Origin of the sequence: Streptomyces sp. NPDC048590, assembly GCF_043199535.1 — a bacterium.
Classification (GTDB): Bacteria; Actinomycetota; Actinomycetes; order Streptomycetales; family Streptomycetaceae; genus Streptomyces.
In genome coordinates, this window is the sequence record NZ_JBICWC010000002.1 from 406,949 (window position 1) to 429,508 (window position 22,560).

The following is a 22,560-nucleotide window of genomic DNA, read 5'->3' on the forward strand; positions in this document are numbered from 1 at the left end:
CTCGTCGGGCCGGGCTGGCCCGGACGTGGGACACCCTCCGGGCGGTGTCCGGTGTCCGGACCGTGCGGCTGTTAGCTTCCGCTCACCCCGGGTCGGCCGGCCCGGGGGTGTCGTCGGCGTGGCAGACGCCGAAGGAGTGGTGTCCGGTGCGAATTCTCCTGGTCGGCGCGGGTGGAGTGGGCTCGGCGATCACCCGGATCGCGGCTCGCAGGCCGTTCTTCGAGCACATGGTCGTCGCCGACTACGACCTGGGACGGGCGGAGACCGCCGTCGCCGCACTGGGGGAGAGCGGAGCCCGCTTCAGCGCGGTCCGCCTGGACGCCTCGGAGCAGGAGACCGTACGCGCCGTCCTCGTCGAGCACCGCTGCGACGTCCTGCTCAACGCCACCGATCCACGCTTCGTCATGCCGCTGTTCGACGCAGCCCTGGCCCATGGCGCGCACTACCTGGACATGGCGATGTCCCTGTCCCACCCTCATCCCTCCCGCCCGTACGAGCAGTGCGGCGTCAAGCTCGGTGACGCGCAGTTCGACCGCGCCGCAGAGTGGGAGGCCGCCGGACGTCTCGCGCTGGTCGGGATGGGTGTCGAGCCCGGGCTCTCGGACGTGTTCGCGCGCTACGCCTCCGACGAACTCTTCGACGAGATCGGCATCCGCGACGGCGCCGATCTGACGGTGGGAGGCTATGAGTTCGCCCCCTCCTTCAGTATCTGGACCACCATCGAGGAGTGCCTGAACCCGCCGGTCGTCTACGAGCAGGACAAGGGGTGGTTCACCACCGCCCCGTTCAGCGAGCCCGAGGTCTTCGACTTCCCCGAGGGCATCGGGCCCGTCGAGTGCGTCAACGTCGAGCACGAGGAGGTGCTTCTCGTTCCCCGCTGGCTCAAGGCGAAGCGGGTGACCTTCAAGTACGGCCTCGGCGACGAGTTCATCGGGGTGCTGCGCACCCTCCACAAGCTGGGCCTGGACCGCACGGAGCCGGTCTCCGTGAAGAGCGGCGCCGGTGTGGCCGAGGTGTCGCCCCGTGACGTGGTGGCCGCGTGTCTCCCGGACCCGGCCGGACTCGGCGAGCGGATGCACGGGAAGACGTGTGCGGGTACGTGGGTGAAGGGCACCAAGGAGGGCAAGCCGCGGGAGGTCTACCTCTACCACGTGGTCGACAACCAGTGGTCGATGCGGGAGTACGGATCCCAGGCCGTGGTCTGGCAGACCGCGATCAATCCTGTGATCGCGCTCGAACTCCTCTCGGACGGCACCTGGGGAGGCGCCGGTGTGCTGGGTCCCGAGGCGATGCCTCCCCGGCCGTTCCTCGATCTGCTCGCGGAGTACGGGGCTCCGTGGGGCATGCGCGAGCAGTGACCTCCGCTGAAAGGTTCCTGACGGCGGATCGGAGCGTCCTCGTCCGAAGTGCACACCCACACACTGCTCCCTAGCATGTGGAAGGAAATATTCCGCCTTTACTTCGGGCCGGTGAGCGAGCGAGGGAACATGGCAGAGGACCGTGCAGGATCAGCCCCGCCGGCGAGCCTCAAACCGAACGCGATCGGTTTCGTCGACGCGCTGGTCATCGGGCTGAACGCCACCTCGCCCGCCTACTCGGTGGCCGCCGTCATCGGGCCGATCGTGGCTCTCGTCGGCGTCTACGCGCCCGGAGTCCTCTTCGCCTCCTTCGTACCGATGCTCCTGATCGCCTCGGCCTTCTTCTACCTGAACAAGGCCGACCAGGACTGCGGAACCACGTTCTCCTGGGTTACCAGGGCACTCGGGCCGTGGACCGGCTGGCTCGGCGGCTGGGCCATCACGATGACCGGGGTGCTCGTCGTCGGGTCCCTCGCGGATGTCGCCGTCAGCTTCGGGCTGATGGCCATCGGCCTCGACAGCTGGGCTGACAACACCTTCGTCCGCCAACTCCTCACCGTGATCCTGATCATCGTCATGACGGGCCTCTGCGTCATCGGCACCGAACTCTCGGCCAAGGTGCAGAACGCTCTGATCCTGGCGCAGGTGGCCTTCCTCCTCATCTTCGTCGTCGTCGCGCTCTACCGGGTCTACGCCGGGACGACGTCGTTCGACTCGGTCAGACCCTCGGTCGACTGGCTCAACCCCTTCGGCGCAGGCGGCGCGGCCCTCACGAGCGGTCTGCTGCTGGGCGTCTTCATCTACTGGGGCTGGGAATCGGCCGTCAACCTCACCGAAGAGGTGGAGGACTCCGCCACCGCACCCGGAAAGGCCGGGGTGTGGTCGACGGTGATCCTGCTGGTGACCTACCTGTCCGTCGGCTTCGCCGTCGTCGCCTACGCGGGAACGGCGTATCTGGCGGAGAACGCCGACGAGGAGGAGTTCATCTTCGCCCTCCTGGCCGAGGAGGTCATGGGCGGATGGGACTGGATCGTGCTGCTCGCCGTCTCCACCTCGGCGATCGCCTCGACCCAGACCACCATCATCCCGGCGTCGCGTACGGCACTGTCGATGGCTCGTCGGCATGCTCTGCCGGCCCACTTCGGCCGGATCAACCCACGCTTCCGGACGCCCGACGTGAGCACCTGGTGGGTGGCCTTCATCGCCATCGCCTGGTACCTCGTCGTCAACCAGATCAGCGAGAACGCGCTCTTCGACTCACTGACGGCGCTCTCGCTGCTGATCGCCTTCTACTACGCACTGACCGGTGTGGCGTGCGCGGTCTACTACCGCCGTCAGCTGACATCGAGCCTGCGCGACTTCCTGCTCATCGGCCTCGGTCCCGTGGTCGGAGCCGGTCTGCTGACATGGCTCCTGGTCAGATCGGTCATCGACATGTCCGACCCCGCGAACTCGTACAGCGGAACCTCCTGGTTCGGTCTGGGGCCGCCGCTCGTGATCGGCATCGGGATCATCCTCATCGGCGTGGTGTTCATGGTGGTGCTGCGGCTGCGGTCCCCGGCCTTCTGGGCCGAGCGCCGGGGGGTCGTCGACCCCACGCTCATGGATGGCAAGGAGGTCTGAGATGTCGGTCGTGCTCGGCTATGACGAGTCACCGGGAGCCACACGCGCCCTGCGGATCGCCATCGAGGTGGCGTCCGCCTTCGAGGAGCGGCTCGTCCTCGTCTTCGGCGCGGCGGCCCCCGGGCTCACCGGCGAGGAGTACCGCGCCCACCAGGAGGCCATCCGGCAGGCCGGACGCACCGGGCTGGAGCACGCGGTCGCGGCGGCCGAGGAGGCCGGGGTGGCGACCACCGTGGAGGTCATCGACCTCAAGCCCTCCGACGCGCTGATCGAGGCGGCGTCGCGCCACGCCGCACGGGTCATCGTGGTGGGCAGCTGGGGCGAGAGCCCGATGCGGGGTGCGTTGCTCGGCTCCACCCCGCACAAGCTCCTCCACCTGTCGACGGTCCCCGTGCTCTGCGTGCCGACCGAGGAGTGATACCGCCCTGAGCACCCGGGCGGCAGTACCCGCCCGGTCAGCCGAGTGCCGCGGCCCGTACGCAGAGCACGTCCGGCAGGTGCGAGACGAGCTGCTGCCAGGTGTCGCCGTCGTCCGCGCTCGCGTACACCTCGCCGTTGCGGTTGCCGAAGTAGACCCCCGCCGGGTCGGCGTCGTCCGTGCAGAGGGCGTCACGCAGCACGGTGCCGTAGTGGTCGCCGTCCGGCAGGCCCTCGGTGAGAGGTTCCCAGCTCTCGCCGGCGTCGCGGGTGCGGTACACCCGGCAGCGGTGACCGGCCGGGACCCGGTCGGCGTCGGCGTTGATCGGGAAGACGTAGAAGGTGTCCGCGCGGTGCGGGTGCGCCGCGGCGGCGAACCCGAAGTCGGAGGGCAGGCCCGCCCCGATGTCCTTCCAGCGCCTGCCGCCGTCGTCACTGCGGAAGACGCCCCAGTGGTTCTGCAGGTAGAGACGGTCGGGGTCGGCGGCGTCCCTGGTGACCTTGTGGACGCACTGGCCGAACTCCGGGTCGGGGTCCGGCAGGAAGACCGCGGAGACGCCCTTGTTGGAGGGCTCCCAGCGCTCACCGCCGTCCTCGGTGCGGAAGACGCCGGCCGTGGAGACCGCGACGGTCACCGCCCGGGCGTCCCTCGAATCGGTCAGGATGGTGTGCAGCCCCTCGCCGCCGCCGCCCGGCACCCAGGCCGAGCGCGTGGGGTGCTCCCAGAGCGGACGGACCAGGGAGAAGGACTCCCCGCGGTCGTCGGAGCGGAACAGCGCAGCGGGTTCCGTGCCGGCGTAGACGACGTCGGGGGCCTCGGGGCCCGCGGGGTGCAACTGCCAGACACGCTCCAGCGAGGCGTCCGTGAACTGCGGGAACTTCACGGCGGGCTGTTTCGGCTCGACCCAGCTGGCCCCGAGATCGTCCGAGTGGAAGACCGAGGGGCCCCAGTGGGCGCTGTCGCCGCCCACCAGCAGCCGCGGTGTGGGGGTCCGTGTGTCGATCGCGATGGAGTAGATCGCCTGGGCGTTGAACTGCGGATCGCCGAACTGCCAGGTGCCGCCGCGCCTGCGGCCGATGAACAGCCCTTTGCGGGTGCCTACGGTGAGCAGTACTTCGGTCATGGAAAGGACCTCCCGAAACGCCGTCGTGCCGGATACGGGTAAGTCTGCACTCCACCACCGACAACGGCCCGTAACGACGGCGTCCGCCCGGTCATCGCCGGTCACCGGGCGGCGGCGCCCTCAGCCGGCGGGCGGCGCGGTGCTGCTGCGGACCACCAGACTCGTCGCCAGGTCGACCCGGGTGGTCGCCGGCTGCTTTCCCCGGCCGAGGTCGAGCACCAGACGCGCTGCCGTCTCCGCCATCTCGATGAGCGGCTGACGCACGGTCGTGAGCGGCGGCCCGATCCAGCGGGTCAGCGGCAGATCGTCGAAGCCGACCACGCTCAGGTCCTCGGGGATCCGCAGACCCAGCTCCCGCGCCGCCTCGTAGACACCGAGGGCCTGCAGGTCGTTGCCGGCGAAGATCGCGGTGGGCCGGTCCGGCAGACGCAGCAGCTCGAGCGCCGCGGAGTAGCCGTCCTCGTGGTGGAACTCGCCCTCCCGGACGAGCCGCGGGTCCAGCGGCACGCCGGACGTCTCCAGGGCCGCGCGGTAACCGTCCAGCCGGGCGCGGCTGCACATCATCCGGCTCGGTCCGCCGATGACGCCGATCCGCCGGTGGCCCAGGCCGGTCAGATGGCGTGTGGCGGCGATACCGCCCTGCCAGTTGGCGGCCCCGACCGACGGGATGTCGTCGCCCGGGTCCCCCGCGGGATCGACGACCACGAACGGGATGGAGCGGCTGGTGAGCTGGGCCCGCTGCGCCGCGTCGAGATCGGACAGCACGAGGATGACCCCGGCGGGGCGGCGGGCCAGCACGCCGTCGACCCAGGTCTGTCCGGGAGTGAGCCGGCCGGCGCTCTCCGAGAGGACCAGACTCAGACCTTCCTCCCGTGCGACGTTCTCCACGCCCCGGACGACCTCCATCGCCCAGGCGCTGTCCAGCTCGTGGAAGACCAGGTCGATGAGCTGCGACTGCTGGGCGGCACCACGCCTGCGGCGGTAGCCGTGACGCAGCAGCAGCTCCTCCACCCTCGTACGCGTACCGGGGGCTACATCGGCGCGGCCGTTCAGAACCTTCGAAACTGTCGGAGCCGAAACACCGGCGGCTCGGGCGATCTCCGCCAGCGTGGCGGTGCTCTCCGAAGGCTCGTCGGCGGGCGCCTTCTCCTGTTGGGGCTGGACCTTTGCGGGGCTCATGCACGAATCGTAGCTCGACTGCGGCCCGGCGCACGCGTCCGGGCAAGGTTCGTAAATCCTTGCTCCTGCCCTCTTGACGGGCCCGAAACACGACCGTACGGTTCCGGCAACATTCGAAAGCCACGCCGAAACATTCGACAGAGGGTGCGGTCATGCGGTCGGGGATATTCACTCAGGGAACACGTACGACGAGATGGGCCGCGGCCGGCGCGGCCCTGGCCATGGCCGGGCTGCTGGCCGGCTGCGGATCCGGGAGCGGCGGGAGCGACAGCGGAACCATCACGGCCTACGTCTACGGCGACGACGCGGTCAAGGTCCAGCAGGCCGCCGTCGACACCTTCAACAAGACCTCCAAGGTCAAGGTCAAGCTGGTGTCGGTCCCTGGCACCGACTACGTGAACAAGCTGCGCAGCGCCATGGGATCCCCCAGTGCGCCCGACGTCTTCTTCAACTGGGGCGGCGGTTCCATCAAGCCGTACGTCGACTCCAAGGACCTGGTGGATCTCACGTCGACGGTCAACGACGACCCCACTCTCAAGGACGGATTCCTTCCCTCGATCATGGCGGCCGGAGGCCTCGAGGGGAAGGTCTACGGCGTCCCCATGCGAGGCATGCAGCCCGTGATGCTCTTCTACAACAAGGCGCTCTTCGCCGAGCACAAGATCGAGCCGCCCAAGACCTGGGAAGACCTCCAGGGGGCCATCAAGACCTTCAAGGCCGCCGGAATCACCCCCTTCGCACTCGGTGGCTCGGACAAGTGGCCCGAACTGATGTGGATGGAGTACCTGCTGGACCGGATCGGCGGCCCCGAGGTCTTCAAGAGGATCCAGGACGGCGACACCGACGGCTGGGGCGACCCGGCGGTCCTCAAGACGGCGCAGACCGTCAAGGAACTCATCGACGAGGGTGCCTTCGGCAAGAACTTCAACTCCGTCGACTACGGGAACGGCGGAGCCCCGACCCTGCTCAACAAGGGCAAGGCCGCCATGCACCTCATGGGTTCCTGGGAGTACTCGACCCAGTTGGGCAAGGCCCCCGAGTTCGCGAAGAAGGACCTCGGCTGGACCGGCTTCCCGACCGTGGCCGGACGTGTGGGGGACCCTGCGAACGTGGTCGGCAACCCGACCAACTACTGGTCGGTGAACGCCCGGACCAAGCACAAGGACGAGGCGATCGCCTTCCTGAAGACGATGGCGTCGAAGAGCTACGCGCAGGCCCTCGTCGACAACGGTGACGTACCCACCACCTCCAACGCCGCGTCGATGCTGAGCGGTTCCCCCAACCCCCAGTTCGCCACCGACCAGTACGAAATGGTGCAGAAGGCCCCGAGCTTCACCCTCTCGTGGGACCAGGCACTCGAAGCCCAGTACGCCACGCCACTGCTCACGGAGATCAGCAAGCTGTTCGCCGGCAAGACGACCCCCGAGCAGTTCGTCGAAGCAATGAAGGCCGCGAAGTAACGATGTCCCACCACACTCCGGTCGCGAAGAGGCACGGAGACCAGAAGGCGGCCGTCGGCAACGTCGGCCGCCCGCCGGTCGCCTGGGCAGTCCCCGGCATCCTCTTCTTCGTCGTGTTCGCGATCGTCCCCCTGGCGATCGCCGTCTACCTCTCGTTCTGCACGTGGGACGGGCTCGACTCCCCGGTCCTGACCGGCCTGGACAACTGGACCAGGCTCTTCAAGGACTCGGAGTTCGGCCAGGCCGCGTGGCTCAGCCTCCTGCTCACCACGATCAGCTGGGTCTTCCAGACCCCGGTGGCCCTGCTGCTCGGCGTCTGGGCGGCGGGCCGCCAGCGCAGCCGGGCGTTCCTGTCCGCGATCTTCTTCATCCCGCTGCTGCTCTCCACCACTGCCATCGCGATGCTCTTCCACGCCCTGCTGGACCCCAACTTCGGCGTGATCCAGACGATCGGACCCTGGATCGGCATCGACCCCAACGTCATGGGGTCCTCCACCGGCGCGCTGCTCGTGGTCGCCTTCGTCGGCGGCTGGCAGTTCATGCCGTTCCACACCCTGATCTACCAGGGCGGAGCACGGCAGATCCCGGAGGTCCTCTACCAGGCCGCCTCCATCGACGGCGCGGGCATGGTGCGGCAGTTCTTCCACATCACCCTGCCGCAGCTGCGCCACACCATGACCACCTCGTCGGTGCTGATGATCGTCGGTTCGCTGACGTACTTCGACACCGTGCTGATCATGACCAAGGGCGGTCCCGGCACGGACACCACGATCCTGCCGTACCTGATGTACCGGACCGGGTTCCAGACCTACGACCTCGGCTACGCGGCGGCCATCGCCACCGCTCTCGTCGTCGTGGCCACAAGTATCTCGCTGCTCATGGTCCGTTTCAGCGGCTTCGGGGCCATGCGGTCCACCCGGGAAGGTATGTGACGAGATGTCGATCGACACCCGCCCCGAGGCGCCGCAGCGCCGGATGAAGACCTCGGCGCCCCGCCACATCCGCGCCGTCCGCAGGCGCAGGCCCCTGGGCAACCCGGTCGCCGGCATCGGTTCGCTGATCTGGCTCCTGATCGTCCTGGTGCCCCTGTACACGCTGGTCTCCGCGTCCCTGATGCGTCAGGACCAGGCGCTGAACGGCGATCCGCTGGCCGTGCCCACCGACCCGACGTTCGAGAACTACCGGACGGTGCTGGACAGCGGTTTCCTGTCGCTGATCGGGAACACCGCGATCGTCGCGGTCGCCACGGTCGCCATCGTGCTGGTGCTCTCGGTGCCCGTCGCGTACGTGGCGGTGCGCACCCGCAGCCGGCTCTCGTCCCTCGCCTTCCGGACGTTCCTGCTCGGCGTGGCGATCCCGGCGCAGGCGGTGATCGTCCCCCTTTACCTGATGATCGGCAAGATGGGGCTGTACGACACCCTCTGGGCCATCATCCTCCCGACGGCCGCCTTCGCGATGCCGGTGGCGGTCCTGGTGCTCAGCGGCACCATGCGCGACGTCTCGGAGGAGATGTACGAGGCGATGGCTCTGGACGGCGCCTCTCCCTGGCGCATGCTCTGGCAGCTGGCCGTCCCGCTTTCCAAGGCCGGAATCAGCACGGTGGCGATCTTCTCCGCCCTGCAGGCGTGGAACGGCTTCCTCTTCCCGCTGATCCTGACCCAGTCCGAGGAGCAGCGTGTCCTGACGCTGGGACTGTTCAACTTCATGAGCCAGTTCGGCGTGAACATCCCCGCCGTCCTGGCGGCCATCGTCCTCTCCGTCGTACCCATCTTCGCCGTCTACCTCGTGGCCAGGCGGGCGCTGATCAACGGACTGATGGGGGTGGGCGGCAAGTAGGAGACCCCCGCCGCCCCGGACCACCGCACTCATGAGAGGAACCCCTGCCGCCATGGCAATCCAGCCCGTCCCGCAGGCCCGTCCCGCCGACCCGCCCTCCGCCGTCGACGGCCCGTGGCGCGACATCTCGCTCACCCCGGAGGCGAGGGTCGCCGATCTGGCTGCCCGGATGACGCTAGAGGAGAAGGCCGCCCAGCTGTACGGAATCTGGGTGGGAGCCGACGCGGAGGGCGACGGAGTCGCCCCGCATCAGAACGACATGGTCGACCCGGTCGACTTCGAGGCCATCACCACCCGCGGACTCGGCCAGCTGACCCGGCCGTTCGGAACCGCGCCCGTCGACCCGGGCGTCGGAGCCGTCTCGCTGGCCAGGGCGCAAGCCCGGATCGTCGAGGCCGGCCGTTTCGGGATACCGGCCATCGCCCACGAGGAGTGTCTCGCCGGGTTCACCGCCTGGGGCGCCACCGCCTATCCCGTACCCCTCGCCTGGGGCGCGGCCTGGGACCCGGAGCTGGTCGCCGAGGTGGCGCACCGGATCGGCGACGACATGCGGTCCGTCGGCATCCACCAGGGACTGGCCCCGGTACTGGACGTCGTACGGGACCTGCGCTGGGGCCGCGTCGAGGAGACCATCGGCGAGGACCCCTACCTCGTGGGCACCATCGCCACGGCCTACGTCAAGGGCCTGGAGTCCGCCGGCGTCATCGCCACCCTCAAGCACTTCGCGGGCTACTCGGCGTCCGCGGGGGCCCGCAACCTCGCCCCGGTCAGGGCGGGGGCCCGGGAGATGGCGGACGTGATCCTCCCGCCCTTCGAGATGGCGGTCCGTGAGGCCGGCGTCCGCTCGGTGATGCACTCGTACGCCGAGATCGACGGGGTCCCGGTGGCGGCCGACCCTGCGCTGCTCACCGGGCTTCTCCGCGACACGTGGGGATTCACGGGCACGGTCGTCGCCGACTACTTCGGCATCGGCTTCCTGGAGACCCTGCACAAGGTGGCCACGGGCCGAGGCGACGCGGCCCGACTGGCGCTGACGGCAGGCGTCGACGTGGAGCTCCCGACCGTCCGCAGCTACGGCGACGCACTGGTCGAGGCCGTACGCGAGGGAGCCGTGGCCGAGGAACTCGTGGACCGGGCCCTGCGCCGGGTCCTGCTGCAGAAGTGCGAGCTCGGCCTGCTCGACCGGGACCGGCCGCTGCCGGCCGTACTGGCGGACGCCGACCCGGATCAGGCGCGCGGCACCGTGGACCTCGACCCGCCGCGCAACCGTGCCCTCGCGCGGCTGCTCGCCGAACGCTCCTGTGTCCTGCTGGCCAACCCGGAGGACGAGCTCCCGCTGCGCGGCACGGGCCGGATAGCGGTCGTCGGACCCCGTGCGGACGACCCGTTCGCCATGCTCGGCTGCTACTCCTTCCCCAGCCACGTCGGTGTGCAGCACCCCGGAACACCGATGGGCATCGCGGTGCCCACGGTGCTGGAGGCGCTGCGCGAGGAGTTCCCGGCCGCGGACATCGACTACGCGCAGGGCTGTGACGTGGACGGTACGGACGACGAGGGGATCGGTGCCGCCGCCGCGCTGGCCGCGGGCGCCGACGTCTGCGTGGCCGTCCTCGGTGACCGGGCCGGACTCTTCGGGCGCGGCACCTCGGGCGAGGGCTGCGACGTCGAGGACCTCGCACTGCCCGGACTGCAGGGCGAACTCCTGGACGCCCTGCTCGCCACCGGGACCCCCGTCGTCCTGGTGCTCCTGACGGGGCGTACGTACGCCCTTGGCAGCCGGGCGGACCGGCTGGCCGGCTGTGTGCAGGCGTTCTTCCCCGGCGAGGAGGGCGGTCCGGCGCTCGCGGGTGTGCTGTCCGGGCGCGTCAACCCGTCGGGCCGTCTGCCCGTGGGGGTGCCGAACGGCACCGGGGGGCAGCCCTGGACGTATCTCCAGCCGCCGCTCGGCCGGACGAGCGGTGTGAGCAATCTCGACCCGACGCCCCTCTACCCGTTCGGTCACGGGCTCTCCTACACCTCGTTCGCGTGGGAGGGCGACGGCGATGTGCCGTCCGAGCTCGGCACCGACGAGGAGACGGACCTCGCGGTGACGGTCCGCAACACCGGCGACCGCGACGGGGCGGAGGTGGTCCAGCTGTACGCCCACGACCCCGTCGCCCAGACCACGCGCCCCGAGGCGCGCCTGATCGGATACGCGCGGGTGCCGCTCGCCGCAGGGGAGTCCCGGAGAGTCAGCTTCCGGTTCCACCCGGACCTGGTCTCCTTCACGGGTGCGGCGGGACACCGGATCGTCGAGCCGGGCGACCTGGAACTGCGGTTCGCCACGTCGAGCGACGTGGCCGACGCCAAGCACACCGTGCGGCTGCGCCTCACCGGCCGGGAGCGCACGGTCGACCACCGGAGGCGCATGGTCTGCGTCCCCTCGGTCGACGCGCCACTCGCGCGGACCTGATCCCGCGGTCCGCCCCGCGTACTCCTGCCGGGGGTGCGCGGGGCGGTACCGAAACTTTCGAACGCCGCTCCCGGCTGCTCCGCGGGCGGTTCCGTGTCCATGTGCCACCACGGAAAGGCATCTGTCATGCTCAAGGCAACTCGCTCGATGGCGGTGGGTACCGCCGCCGCGCTGCTCCTCTCGGCGTTCGCCCTCTCCAGCGCGGACGCCGCGACCGGCGGCCCGGTCCGGCACGGGGGCAAGGCACCGAACACGGCCCCCGGCACCCTCGGCGCGCTCGGCCTGAAGGCCGGTCTGCGGGTCGGCACCGCCGTCAACACCTCAGCCCTGGCGGACGACGCGCCCTACCGGGCCGGAGTCGCGAAGGAGTTCTCCTCCGTCACCCCGGAGAACGTCATGAAGTGGGAGGCGGTGGAGCCCGAGCGGGGGACCTACGACTGGGCCGCGGCCGACGGGCTCGTCGACTTCGCCAGGAAGAACGGGCAACTGGTCCGGGGCCACACCCTGGTCTGGCACAACCAGCTCCCCGCCTGGCTGAACGAGGGCGACTTCACCCCGAAGGAACTGCGCGAGATCCTCCACCGGCACATCACCGACCAGGTCACCCACTTCAAGGGGCGGATCTGGCAGTGGGACGTCGTCAACGAGGCCTTCGACGACGACGGGACGATGCGGGACAGCATCTGGCTGCGGAAGCTCGGCCCCGGCTACATCGCGGACGCCTTCCGCTGGGCCCACCAGGCGGACCCGAAGGCCCGGCTGTTCATCAACGACTACAACATCGAGGGCGTCAACGCGAAGAGCTCCGCCCTGTACGCGCTGGTGACCCAGCTGCGCAAACAGCGCGTGCCCGTCCACGGCGTCGGCATCCAGGGCCACCTGGCGGTGCAGTACAGCGCTCCGCACGACATCGCCGACAACATGCTGCGCTTCGACCGCCTGGGCCTGGAGACGGCGATCACCGAGGCGGACGTACGGATCCCCATGCCGGCCGACAGCACGAAGCTGGAGGCACAGGCCGAGGGGTACGGCGTCCTGCTCCGCGGCTGCCTCCTCACCCCCGGCTGCAACGACTTCACCGTCTGGGGCTTCACCGACGCCTACTCCTGGGTCCCCGACACCTTCCCGGGCGAGGGCGCGGCCAACATTTTCGACGAGACGTACGTCCCCAAGCCCGCCTACGGCACCCTGCGTCAGACCCTGACCCTCGCCGCCGGCCGGCACTGACCGCCCCTCCACCACACCGGCACGGAAGAGACACCATGGCGACGAACCTCCGGATCACCGGAGTGCGCATCACTCCGGTCGCCTTCAAGGACCCGGCGCTGCTGAACGCGGTCGGCCTGCACGAACCCTTCGCCCTGCGGGCGATCGTGGAGGTGGACACCGGCGACGGCCTCGTGGGACTCGGCGAGACGTACGCGGACGACGGGCATCTGCGCCGCCTGCGCGCCGCCGCCGACGCCCTCACCGGCATGGACGTGTACGGACTCGGCGCCATGCACCGCAAGGTGGCCCAGGCGCTGGCCGACGACGACGGATCCGGAGGGACCGGCCTCACCGGGATGATCACCACAAGCAGCACCGTCGACCGGGTCTTCTCCCCGTTCGAGGTCGCCTGCCTCGACATCCAGGGGAAAGCCGCCGGACGTCCCGTAAGCGATCTGCTGGGGGGCGCGGTACGCGACCGGGTCCCCTTCAGCGCCTATCTCTTCTACAAGTGGGCCGGGCACCCCGGCGCGGAGCCCGACGACTGGGGTGAAGCCCTGGACCCGGACGGCATCGTCGTCCAGGCGCGGCGCATGACCGAGAGCTACGGATTCTCGGCCATCAAGCTGAAGGGCGGGGTCCGGCCGCCGGAGGAGGAGATCGAGGCGGTGCTCGCCCTGCGCGAGGCCTTCCCCGGCACACCGCTGCGACTCGACCCCAACGCGGCCTGGAGCGTGGCCACATCGGTCCGGGTGGCCCGCCGGCTGGAGGGCGTCCTCGAATACCTGGAGGACCCCGCACCCGGGCTCGACGCCATGGCCGCGGTGGCCCGGGAGACGGAGATCCCGCTCGCCACCAACATGTGCGTCGTCGCCTTCGACCACCTGGCGCCCGCGGTGGAGAAGGGCTCGGTCCGGATCGTGCTCTCGGACCACCACTACTGGGGAGGGCTGCGGCGCTCCGGGCTGCTCTCAGGGATCTGCGAGACCTTCGGCATGGGCCTGTCCATGCACTCCAACTCGCACCTGGGCATCAGCCTGGCCGCGATGACCCACCTCGCGGCGGCCACGCCGAACCTCACATACGCCTGCGACACCCACTGGCCGTGGAAGACCGAGGAGGTCGTCGTCCCCGGGGCTCTCACCTTCGCCGACGGAGCGGTTCGTGTGCCTCGCGGCCCCGGACTCGGCGTCGAACTCGACCGGGACGCCCTGGCCCGCCTCCACGAGCAGTACATCTCGTGCGGACTGCGCGACCGGGACGACACCGGCTACATGCGGCGGATCGACCCCACCTACGAGAAGAAGACGCCCCGCTGGTGACGCCGCCGGTCCACGACCGGCCGCCCGCGGACACGTACACCGAGGAGTTCTGATGGCCCCGCTCGACTGGGCCGCCCTGTGCGGCTATTTCCTGGTGATGCTGCTCATCGGCCTCTGGTCGCACCGCCGAGTCGGCGACGTGAGCGACTACTTCACCGGGGGCGGCCGGATGCCCTGGTGGCTCTCCGGCATCTCGCACCACATGTCCGGGTACAGCGCGGCGGTCTTCGTCGCCTACGCCGCCATCGCCTACAGCTACGGCATCACCGTCTACGTCTGGGCCTTCCTGCCCCTCGCCTTCGGCACCGCGGTGGGCGCCTGGCTCTTCGCCCCGCGCTGGCAGCGGCTCCGGCAGCGCTACGCGGTGGCGTCACCCCTGGAGTACCTCGCCAAGCGCTACAACGTGCCCACCCAGCAGGCCCTCGCCTGGAGCGGGGCGCTGCTCAAGGTGTTCGACGTGGCCGCGAAGTGGGCGTCGGTGGCCGTGCTGCTCAACGTGTTCACCGGCATGTCGATGACCGCCGGCATCCTGATCACCGGCATCGTCACCCTCCTCTACTGCACGGTCGGCGGGCTGTGGGCCGACGCGCTCACCGACTTCGGCCAGTTCGTCGTCCAGGGCGCCGCCGCTCTCGCCATGCTCTGGGTAGTGCTGGACCGCCTCGGCGACGGCCCCGCGGGCCTGGGCACCCTCTGGGACAGGCTTCCCGAGGGCCACGCGCAGCCGTTGGTCGGCCCGTACACCGCGACCTTCCTCGGGGCGTACGTCATCGTGAAGCTCTTCGAGTACAACGGCGGGATGTGGAACCTGGCCCAGCGGTACATGGCCACGGACTCCCCGAAGGCGGCACGCCGTTCGGCCGGGCTCTCCGCCCTGCTCTACGTGATCTGGCCGGCCGTGCTGCTCTTCCCGCCCGTCGCCGCCGCGGTCCTGATGCCGGGCATCACGGACCCCGAGAAGGTGTACGCGCTCATGTCGGAGTCGTACCTCCCGGCCGGGCTCGTCGGGCTGACGCTGGCCGGGATGTTCTCCCACACCATGGCGATGGCCTCCTCCGACGCGAACGCGGTCTCCGCGGTCGTCACCCGCGACATCATTCCCGCCGTGGTCCGCCGGGCGCGCGACCTGCCACCCGCCACCGGACTGTTCGTCGCCCGGGTGTGCACCGTCGTCTTCATCAGCGTCAGCATGATCGTCGCGATCGAGGCCGACCACTTCGGCGGGGTGCTGGGCATCATCGTCGGACTGGTCGCGGCGGTGATGGGACCGATATCGATCCCGATGCTGCTGGGGCTGCTGGCCGCCTTCCGCCGGTTCGGGCCGCGGGCCGCGCTGTCCTCCTGGGCGCTGGGCCTGCTGGGGTACCTCCTGGTGAAGTTCGTGCTCGACAGCGCGGACCAGACGCTGGTGATCGTCACGCCGCTGGCGACCTCCCTGGTGGTGTACGTCGTCGTCGGCTTGGTCGCCCCGGAGCCCGACGACACCGCGGACGCGATCGTGGCCGCCCTGACCCCGTCCTCCGGCGACGGCGAGGCGGCGACCGCCTCCGCCCGCCCGGCCCCCGCCGCGGCGCCGGGTGTCCCCGACTGAACTCTCGCGGCCCGCGCACCGAAATCTGTCAGGGGCTCACGCCCGTCCAATTTGTCATGTGTGTGAACAAAATGGGGAGCAGCATGGACAAGCACACCAGCCGCAGAACGGTCCTCGGCGCCGGTCTCGGGGCCACCGCACTCGCGACGACGCCGCTCGGCTCACTGATGGGGCTGGCCGGTGAGGCGGCCGCGACGCCGGCGGGCTCCGGGGGCCCGTCCTCGCCCCGGCCCGGCGACCCGGGCGCCTATATCTCGTTCACACCGAGGACCGGCGCGTTCCCCCTGGTCAGGAGCGGGCGTGCCGCCCCGCTCGTGGTCAGCGACAAGGACTGGCCCGGTGTGGTGCGGGTCGCGGGTGACCTCAGGGACGACATCGAGCGCGTCACCGGTGTCCGGCCGGCCCTCTCGCGGGACGCGACGCCGCGAGGCCGTGAGATCGTCCTGATCGGCACCATCGGCCGCAGCCCGCTGATCGACGGCCTGATCGCCTCGGGCCGGCTCAGGGCCTCGGGTGTCGCGGGCAAGTGGGAGACCAGCCTGCAGACCGTCGTGGAGAGGCCTTTCCCGGGGGTGGACCGCGCGTTCGTCATCGCCGGAAGCGACCAGCGCGGCACGATCTTCGGCGCGTACGACGTCTCCCGGGGCATCGGGGTCTCGCCCTGGTACTGGTGGGACGACGTCCTCCCCGTCCGCCGCGACGCGCTGTACGTCCTGCCGGGGCTGCACAGCCAGGGCACCCCCGCGGTGAAGTACCGCGGGTTCTTCATCAACGACGAGAACCCGGCGCTCGGCACCTGGGCGCCGGCGTTCTTCGGCTCCGGCAAGGCGCCCGGATTCGAGGGCGGGTTCAACGCCGCCTTCTACGCGAAGGTCTTCGAGGTGATGCTGCGGCTGAAGGCCAACTACCTCTGGCCGGCGGTCTGGGGCCGGGCCTTCGCCGAGGACGACCCGGAGAACCACGCCACCGCGAAGGCCTACGGCGTCGTGATGGGGACCTCGCACGAGGCGCCCATGATGCGGGGCATCGAGGAGTGGAACCGCCACGCCGTCGCCGCGGTACGTGACAGCGCGGGCAACATCACGAAGCCGGGGCACGACCCCTACGGCGGCACCGGCGAGTGGTCCTTCCGCCGCAACGCCGAAGCCATCAAGGCCTACTGGCGCGAAGGTGTCCGCCGGATGGCCGAGCAGGACTTCGAGGGCGTGGTCACCGTCGGCATGCGCGGCAACGGTGACGTCAGCCTGCCCGACGGCGACGGCATCGAGCTGATGACGGAGATCATCGCCACCCAGCGGCAGATCATCGACGAGGAGCTCGGGGCGCCGGACGCGGTCCCCCAGGTGTGGACGCTCTACAAGGAGGTCCAGCACTACTGGGACCGCGGACTGCGGGTCCCGGACGACATCACCGTCGTCCTCACCGACGACAACTGGGCCAACGTCCGCAAGCTGCCCGACCTGGAGAACGACCCGCGGGGCGGCGGCTACGGGCTGTACTACCACTTCGACTACGTGGGAGTGGGCCGCAACTACAAGTGGGTGGACACCACTTCACTCCCCAACATGTGGGACCAGCTGCACCAGAGCGCGGCCTACGGAAACCGTGGTCTCTGGGTCACCAACGTGGGGGACCTCAAGGGCAACGAACTTCCCACCCAGTTCTTCCTGGAGTACGCCTGGAACCCCGACCGATGGCCCCTGGATGCCCTGCCCGAGTGGGAAGAGCGTTACGCCGCCCAGAACTTCGGTGAGCGGCATGCCGCGGAGATCGCCGAGATCCTGCGCACGTACGCCCGGCTCCAGTCGCGCCGCAAGCCCGAACTGCTCAACCGGAAGATCACGCTGGACCCCGCCAAGGACCCGGCCACCGACTCCTCGGCCGTGGTGTACGACGACAAGGCCACCCCGTTCAGCATCGTGGACTACCGGGAACTGGAGCGGGTCACCGAGGACTGGCAGCGTCTCGCCGCGGCCGCCGAGCGTGTCCGCCGTGTGCTGCCCGCCTCCGCCCAGGACGCCTGGTACGAACTCGTCGGCTACGCCGTGCGCGCGACCGCCAATCTCTACGCCCTGCGGGAGGCCGAGTTCACCAACCTGCACTACGCACCCCAGGGCCGCGCCCTCACGAACCGGCTGGCGGCCGACGCGGAGGCCGGTCTCGCGGAGGACTTCGCTCTCGCCCGGCGCTTCGACACCGAGGTGGCCGACGGGAAGTGGAAGGGGTTCCAGAGCCAGCCGCACATCGGGTACGGCGATGTCGAGCGCTACGGCCCCAACGCCCCCTGGCAGCAGCCCGAACGGGACAACGTGGCGATCCCCGACGAGATCTTCCCCGCCGTGCGGCGCATCGAGCTCCCGCGCAAGGCCGAGATGGGTGTGGCCGTAGACGGTTCCGGTGCCTGGTGGCCGGCGGGTGAGGGCGCGGCCGAGGACGCGGTGCTGCCCGTCTTCAGCCCGTACCAGAGCCAGCCCGCACAGTACGTCGAGGTCTTCAACCGGGGTACCGAGCCCTTCGACTTCCGCGTCCGCACCGGCGCTCCCTGGCTGATCGCCGACCGCACCCGGGGGCGGGTGGAGGCCCAGACCCGGGTGACCTTCCGCGTCGACTGGTCCCGCGCGCCCCGGGGGGTGACGGAAGTGCCCGTCACCGTCTCCGGCGCGGGTGGCGAGGTCGTCGTCCGGGCCGTGGTGGACCGCCCGTCCCTGGAGCGGTCGAGGCTCCAGGGGTTCGTCGAGGCGAACGGTTACGTCTCCGTCGAGGCCGACCACTTCCACCGCGCGGTCGGCCGCGACGGGATCTCCTGGCGACGCATACCCGGCATCGGGCGCACCGGAGCGGGCATGGAGCCCTTCCCGGTCACCGCCTCGCGACAGGTGCCGGGCGGCAGCGCGCCCAGGCTGGAGTACCGGGTGAGCCTGTTCACGACCGGACCTGTCACGGTATGGGCCCATCTGTCGCCCCGCAACAACGCCTTGACGACCGACGGACTGACCTACGCGGTCTCCTTCGACGACGAGGCGCCGCAGTCCGTCGACATCACCCGGGTCACGGGCGCCGATGACGGGACCATGAACATCCAGTGGGCCCGCAACACCTCCGACAACGTCAACCGCACCAGCACCGTGCACCGCATCGGCCGACCGGGCCTTTATGTGCTGAAATTCTGGATGGTCGACCCGACGGTGGTACTCCAGAACCTCGTGGTCGACACCGGCGGTCTCAAGCCCAGCTACCTGGGCCCGCCGGAGAGCCTCCGGCTGAGCTGACCGGAGCGGGACGAGGAGGCGGCGGGCGATGGGTATCGAGATCAGGGACACGGACGGGCGCGGGGGGACGCTGGGAGCCCTGCCCGGCCCTGCGGACGGCCCTGCCCAGGTCGCGCTGCTGCTCGGGGGAGCGGCGGGGCCGGCCTCCTGGTCCTGCTCTCCGGCCGCGGCCAGGGAACTGGCCGCGGCGCTCACCTCGGCCGCCGCCGAGGCGGAGCTCGCCCGCTCGTCGGGGCCCGTCACGGTCGAGGCGCGCGCCCTGATGCGAGGCGACGTCCGTGACGGGGAGCGCCTGATGACGGTGGAGGACGTCCGGGTGGACGGGGCGGGCGTCCAGGTGACCTGGACCTCGGGGGGAGGGCGGAGCTGGAGTCAGACGTACGAGGCCGACGCGGCGATCCGGCTGAGACGCCGGCCGCTGCCCGGAGGGTGAGCGGGCCCGGAGGCGCCCTCGTAATTCGACGTTCACCGTAGTACGGTAGTTTTCGTAGTACGGTGAACATCGTACGAGCGTGGCCGGGGGCCCGGCCACGCCGCCCGCCGTGTCCCGAGGAACCGGAGTCCCCCGTGAGTGCACTGTTCGAGCCCTACGCCCTGCGGTCGCTGTCCGTCCCCAACCGCATCTGGATGGCCCCCATGTGCCAGTACAGCGCGGCGACGACCGGCCCCGACACGGGTGCGCCGAACGACTGGCACTTCACGCACTACGCCTCCCGCGCGGCCGGCGGCACCGGCCTCGTCCTGGTGGAGGCGACCGCCGTCAGTCCGGAGGGCCGGATCAGCGCCGCGGACCTCGGGATCTGGAACGACCGACAGGTGGAGGCGTTCCGCCCGATCACCGAGTTCCTCGCCTCCCAGGGCACCGTGCCGGCGATCCAGCTCGCACACGCCGGGCGGAAGGCGTCGACCGGCCGCCCCTGGCTCGGCGGGTCGCCCGTCGGTACCGACGATCCCGAGGGCTGGCAGCCGGTGGCCCCGAGCGCCCTGGCGTACGACGACGGCCACACCGTGCCCCACGAGCTGAGCACAGAGGAGATCCAGGAGGTCGTGCGGCAGTTCGCCGACGCCGCGCGCCGTGCGCTCGACGCGGGTTTCCGCGTCGCCGAGATCCACGGGGCGCACGGCTACCTCATCGGACAGTTCCTCTCCCCGCACAGCAACCACCGCACCGACGCCTACGGCGGCTCCTTCGAGAACCGCACCCGCCTGGCCCTCGATGTCGTCGACGCCGTACGCGAGGTCTGGCCGGAGGAACTCCCGCTCTTCTTCCGCATCTCCGCCACCGACTGGCTGACCGAGAACGAGGACGACCCCCGCGAGGGGTGGACCGGCGACGACACGGTCCGCTTCGCCCACAGCCTCCTCGCCCACGGCGTCGACCTGCTGGACGTCTCGACCGGCGGACTCGCGCCGAAGGCCCGGATCCCCGTGGGGCCCGGCTACCAGGTCCCGTTCGCCGAGAGGGTGCGGACCGAGGCCGGTCTTCCCGTCGCCGCGGTGGGGCTGATCACCGACCCCGTCCAGGCCGAGAAGATCCTCGCCGACGGCAGCGCCGACGCCGTCCTGCTCGGCCGCGAACTGCTGCGCGATCCCTACTTCGCCCGCAACGCCGCACGCGCGCTCGGCGGCGAGGTCGCCGTACCGGAACAGTACGGCTACGCCGTGTGACACCGGCCCTGTGGGTACGCTGAGCGGCGATGTTCACTCCTCAGGGCCCCACGCTCCGCGAACTGGCCGTCCAGGCGCTCTCCTCGACGATGCGCGGCTACGACCTGCTCGCCCCGAAGTTCGACCTGACGCCCTACCGGACGCCCGCCCGGGTGCTGGACGCGGTCGCCGACGCGGTCCGGCCCCTCGGGCCCTTCGACCGGGGGCTGGACGTCTGCTGCGGCACCGGGGCGGGCGTGGGCGTCCTGCGCGGGCTGTGCCGGGAGCGGGTGACCGGAGTCGACTTCAGCGCCGGCATGCTCGACGTGGCAAGCGCCGCGCACCTGAGGGCCGGGGGAGGGCCCCCGGTGGACTGGATCCGTGCGGACGCCCGGGCCCTGCCCTTCCGGGCCGCCTTCGATCTGGCCCTGAGCTTCGGGGCGTTCGGTCACTTCCTGCCGGACGAACGCCCCGTGCTATTCCGCCAGGTGTACGACGCGCTGCGGCCGGGCGGGGTCTTCGCCTTCCCGGTGGGCGCGCCGCCGCCGGTGGGTTCACGCGCCTACTGGTCACTGCTCGGCTTCGACCTGGCGATGCGCGTGCGCAACACCGTGTGGCGCCCGCCCTTCGTCATGTACTACCGCACGTTTCCCCTCGCCGGTGTGGTCGACGACCTCGTGCGGACCGGATTCACCGTGCGGCTGCTGCCCCTGGAGGTCCTCGGCCGCAGGCGGGACGGCAGCCCCCGGGCGCGTCTGGTCGTGGCGGGCCGTGGATAAAACTACGACGACTCTCGTACAATGAAGCTCCCGGTACGGACTGGAGCCATCGTGACGTCGAATGCAGCTCGCGTGCTCGCGCATCCCTCACGTGAGGAGATCCGCGTCGAGGGCGTGCTGCACGCGCTCTCGGACCCCGTCAGGCTCCGGATCGTGCGTCAGCTCGCCGACGCGGACGACGAGCAGGCATGCTCCCGCTTCGACCTTCCGGTGTCCAAGTCCACCACCACCCATCACTTCAGGGTGCTCCGTGAGAACGGTGTGATCACCCAGTTCTACCGGGGCACGGCGAAACTGAGCTGTGTCCGCGCCGATGACCTGGACGCACTCTTCCCCGGGCTGCTGGACAGCGTCCTCGGGGGAGCGGCGCTGCAGGCCGAGCGTCTCGGCGAGAGCTGACCCACCGGGGAGGCGGACGCTCCCGAACGGAGCGCCGCGCAACTGTCTGTCCACTCGCTCGCGTTCACCGCGCGTTCGTCAGGGCAGCAGCCCACGCATCCGTTCGATCTCGACGGTCTGCTGGGCGACGACGTCGTTGGCCATCTCCTCCACCAGGACGTTGTTGCCGTCCGCGAGGGCCTCGGTGGCCATGGTGACCGCGCCCTGATGATGGGTGATCATCAGCTCCAGGAACAGCTGGTCGAAGGCCTTGCCCCGCGAGTCGCGCAGCTTCTCGATCTGCTCGTCGGTGGCCATTCCGGGCATGGTGGAGTGGTCGTGCTCCCGTGCGCGGTCCTCGCCCCCGTTGTTCTTCAGCCAGCCCTCCATGGCGCCGATCTCCGGCTTCTGAGCGGCCGAGATGCGCTTCGCCAGACGCTCGACCGATGAGGAGGCCGCCCGGTCCGGGACCAGGGCGGTGAGCACCAGCGCCTGCCGGTGGTGCTCGATCATCATCGAGGCGTAGCGGAAGTCGGCGGAGTTGGGGGTGTCGTCCCCGGCCTCCTTCGCAGCCTCCTCGGCCGACAGCTTCCTCGCCGGCTCGCCGGGCTTCCCCGGGGCGATGACGGCGGGCCCGTCGTCCGCACCGGCCTTGGCCGCGCCGCCACCGTCTCCGTCGCAGCCGCCCAGGGCGAGCGCCGCCGTGAGCAGCACCGCCGCGCGCAGCAGTGTGGTCCGACGGTGCATCAGCATGGCGACCTCCATGGCCATATGAGTGTGTCGCAACCATCCCAACACTTCCACCGGCCGGTGATCGGAAACTTTTATTACGTCTCTGTTGCCATCTGTTGGTGTGTACATGGAAGGGGCCATACTTCCGGGGTCCAGGAACCGTTCGACGACGGACGGATACAAG

The 22,560-nt window shown here is 70.3% G+C and carries 18 protein-coding genes; 15 read left to right on the forward strand and 3 right to left on the reverse strand.

What is annotated here, in order from left to right:
- The first annotated feature begins 146 nt into the window (after nt 1–146).
- The 3 genes from ACGFNN_RS06140 to ACGFNN_RS06150 all read left to right on the forward strand — a co-directional run bounded on the left by ACGFNN_RS06140 (nt 147) and on the right by ACGFNN_RS06150 (nt 3,399).
- On the forward strand, nt 147–1,358 hold the full coding sequence (locus ACGFNN_RS06140) for a saccharopine dehydrogenase family protein (RefSeq protein WP_393553436.1): 1,212 nt from the start codon (nt 147–149) through the stop codon (nt 1,356–1,358).
- Between the two features lie 129 nt (nt 1,359–1,487).
- Nucleotides 1,488–2,981, forward strand: coding sequence for an APC family permease (locus ACGFNN_RS06145; protein WP_393553438.1), 1,494 nt, complete (start codon nt 1,488–1,490; stop codon nt 2,979–2,981).
- A gap of 1 nt (nt 2,982) precedes the next feature.
- Nucleotides 2,983–3,399: a universal stress protein gene (locus ACGFNN_RS06150; protein ID WP_393553440.1), complete on the forward strand. Its 417-nt coding sequence runs from the start codon at nt 2,983–2,985 to the stop codon at nt 3,397–3,399.
- Between the two features lie 37 nt (nt 3,400–3,436).
- Here the strand turns inward: ACGFNN_RS06150 and ACGFNN_RS06155 are convergent, their stop codons facing one another.
- On the reverse strand, nt 3,437–4,522 hold the full coding sequence (locus ACGFNN_RS06155; RefSeq protein ID WP_393553442.1) for a WD40/YVTN/BNR-like repeat-containing protein: 1,086 nt from the start codon (nt 4,520–4,522) through the stop codon (nt 3,437–3,439).
- Between the two features lie 120 nt (nt 4,523–4,642).
- Nucleotides 4,643–5,701: a LacI family DNA-binding transcriptional regulator gene (locus ACGFNN_RS06160; protein WP_362672634.1), complete on the reverse strand. Its 1,059-nt coding sequence runs from the start codon at nt 5,699–5,701 to the stop codon at nt 4,643–4,645.
- A gap of 215 nt (nt 5,702–5,916) precedes the next feature.
- Between ACGFNN_RS06160 and ACGFNN_RS06165 the strand changes: the two genes are divergently transcribed.
- The 12 genes from ACGFNN_RS06165 (at nt 5,917) to ACGFNN_RS06220 (ending at nt 21,665) form a co-directional block, all read left to right on the forward strand.
- The gene (locus ACGFNN_RS06165) at nt 5,917–7,161 is read left to right on the forward strand and encodes an extracellular solute-binding protein (protein ID WP_393554030.1); all 1,245 of its coding nucleotides are present in this window, start codon (nt 5,917–5,919) and stop codon (nt 7,159–7,161) included.
- A 2-nt stretch (nt 7,162–7,163) separates the two neighbouring features.
- A complete protein-coding gene (locus tag ACGFNN_RS06170) occupies nt 7,164–8,093 on the forward strand; it encodes a carbohydrate ABC transporter permease (RefSeq protein ID WP_393553443.1) in 930 nt (309 codons plus the stop codon).
- A 4-nt stretch (nt 8,094–8,097) separates the two neighbouring features.
- Nucleotides 8,098–8,997 (forward strand): carbohydrate ABC transporter permease, encoded by a 900-nt coding sequence (locus ACGFNN_RS06175; protein WP_393553444.1) that lies wholly within the window; start codon nt 8,098–8,100, stop codon nt 8,995–8,997.
- A gap of 52 nt (nt 8,998–9,049) precedes the next feature.
- Nucleotides 9,050–11,449: a glycoside hydrolase family 3 N-terminal domain-containing protein gene (locus ACGFNN_RS06180; RefSeq protein ID WP_393553446.1), complete on the forward strand. Its 2,400-nt coding sequence runs from the start codon at nt 9,050–9,052 to the stop codon at nt 11,447–11,449.
- Nucleotides 11,450–11,575: 126 nt separating this feature from the next.
- Nucleotides 11,576–12,676 (forward strand): endo-1,4-beta-xylanase, encoded by a 1,101-nt coding sequence (locus ACGFNN_RS06185; protein ID WP_393553448.1) that lies wholly within the window; start codon nt 11,576–11,578, stop codon nt 12,674–12,676.
- Nucleotides 12,677–12,711: 35 nt separating this feature from the next.
- Nucleotides 12,712–13,980 carry a glucarate dehydratase family protein gene (locus ACGFNN_RS06190; RefSeq protein WP_393553450.1) on the forward strand — a complete coding sequence of 423 codons (1,269 nt, stop codon included), beginning with the start codon at nt 12,712–12,714 and terminating at the stop codon, nt 13,978–13,980.
- Between the two features lie 52 nt (nt 13,981–14,032).
- Nucleotides 14,033–15,571, forward strand: coding sequence for a sodium:solute symporter family protein (locus tag ACGFNN_RS06195; RefSeq protein WP_393553452.1), 1,539 nt, complete (start codon nt 14,033–14,035; stop codon nt 15,569–15,571).
- Nucleotides 15,572–15,654: 83 nt separating this feature from the next.
- Complete coding sequence (locus tag ACGFNN_RS06200) at nt 15,655–18,840, forward strand: glycosyl hydrolase 115 family protein (protein ID WP_393553454.1); 3,186 nt, start codon at nt 15,655–15,657, stop codon at nt 18,838–18,840.
- 28 nt (nt 18,841–18,868) lie between these two features.
- The gene (locus ACGFNN_RS06205; protein ID WP_393553456.1) at nt 18,869–19,273 is read left to right on the forward strand and encodes a hypothetical protein; all 405 of its coding nucleotides are present in this window, start codon (nt 18,869–18,871) and stop codon (nt 19,271–19,273) included.
- A 134-nt stretch (nt 19,274–19,407) separates the two neighbouring features.
- Nucleotides 19,408–20,508 carry an NADH:flavin oxidoreductase/NADH oxidase gene (locus ACGFNN_RS06210; protein ID WP_393553458.1) on the forward strand — a complete coding sequence of 367 codons (1,101 nt, stop codon included), beginning with the start codon at nt 19,408–19,410 and terminating at the stop codon, nt 20,506–20,508.
- Between the two features lie 29 nt (nt 20,509–20,537).
- Nucleotides 20,538–21,266 (forward strand): class I SAM-dependent methyltransferase, encoded by a 729-nt coding sequence (locus tag ACGFNN_RS06215; protein WP_393553460.1) that lies wholly within the window; start codon nt 20,538–20,540, stop codon nt 21,264–21,266.
- A gap of 51 nt (nt 21,267–21,317) precedes the next feature.
- On the forward strand, nt 21,318–21,665 hold the full coding sequence (locus tag ACGFNN_RS06220) for a helix-turn-helix transcriptional regulator (RefSeq protein WP_362543185.1): 348 nt from the start codon (nt 21,318–21,320) through the stop codon (nt 21,663–21,665).
- A gap of 78 nt (nt 21,666–21,743) precedes the next feature.
- Here the strand turns inward: ACGFNN_RS06220 and ACGFNN_RS06225 are convergent, their stop codons facing one another.
- A complete protein-coding gene (locus ACGFNN_RS06225; protein ID WP_362543788.1) occupies nt 21,744–22,391 on the reverse strand; it encodes a DUF305 domain-containing protein in 648 nt (215 codons plus the stop codon).
- Nucleotides 22,392–22,560 lie beyond the last annotated feature (169 nt).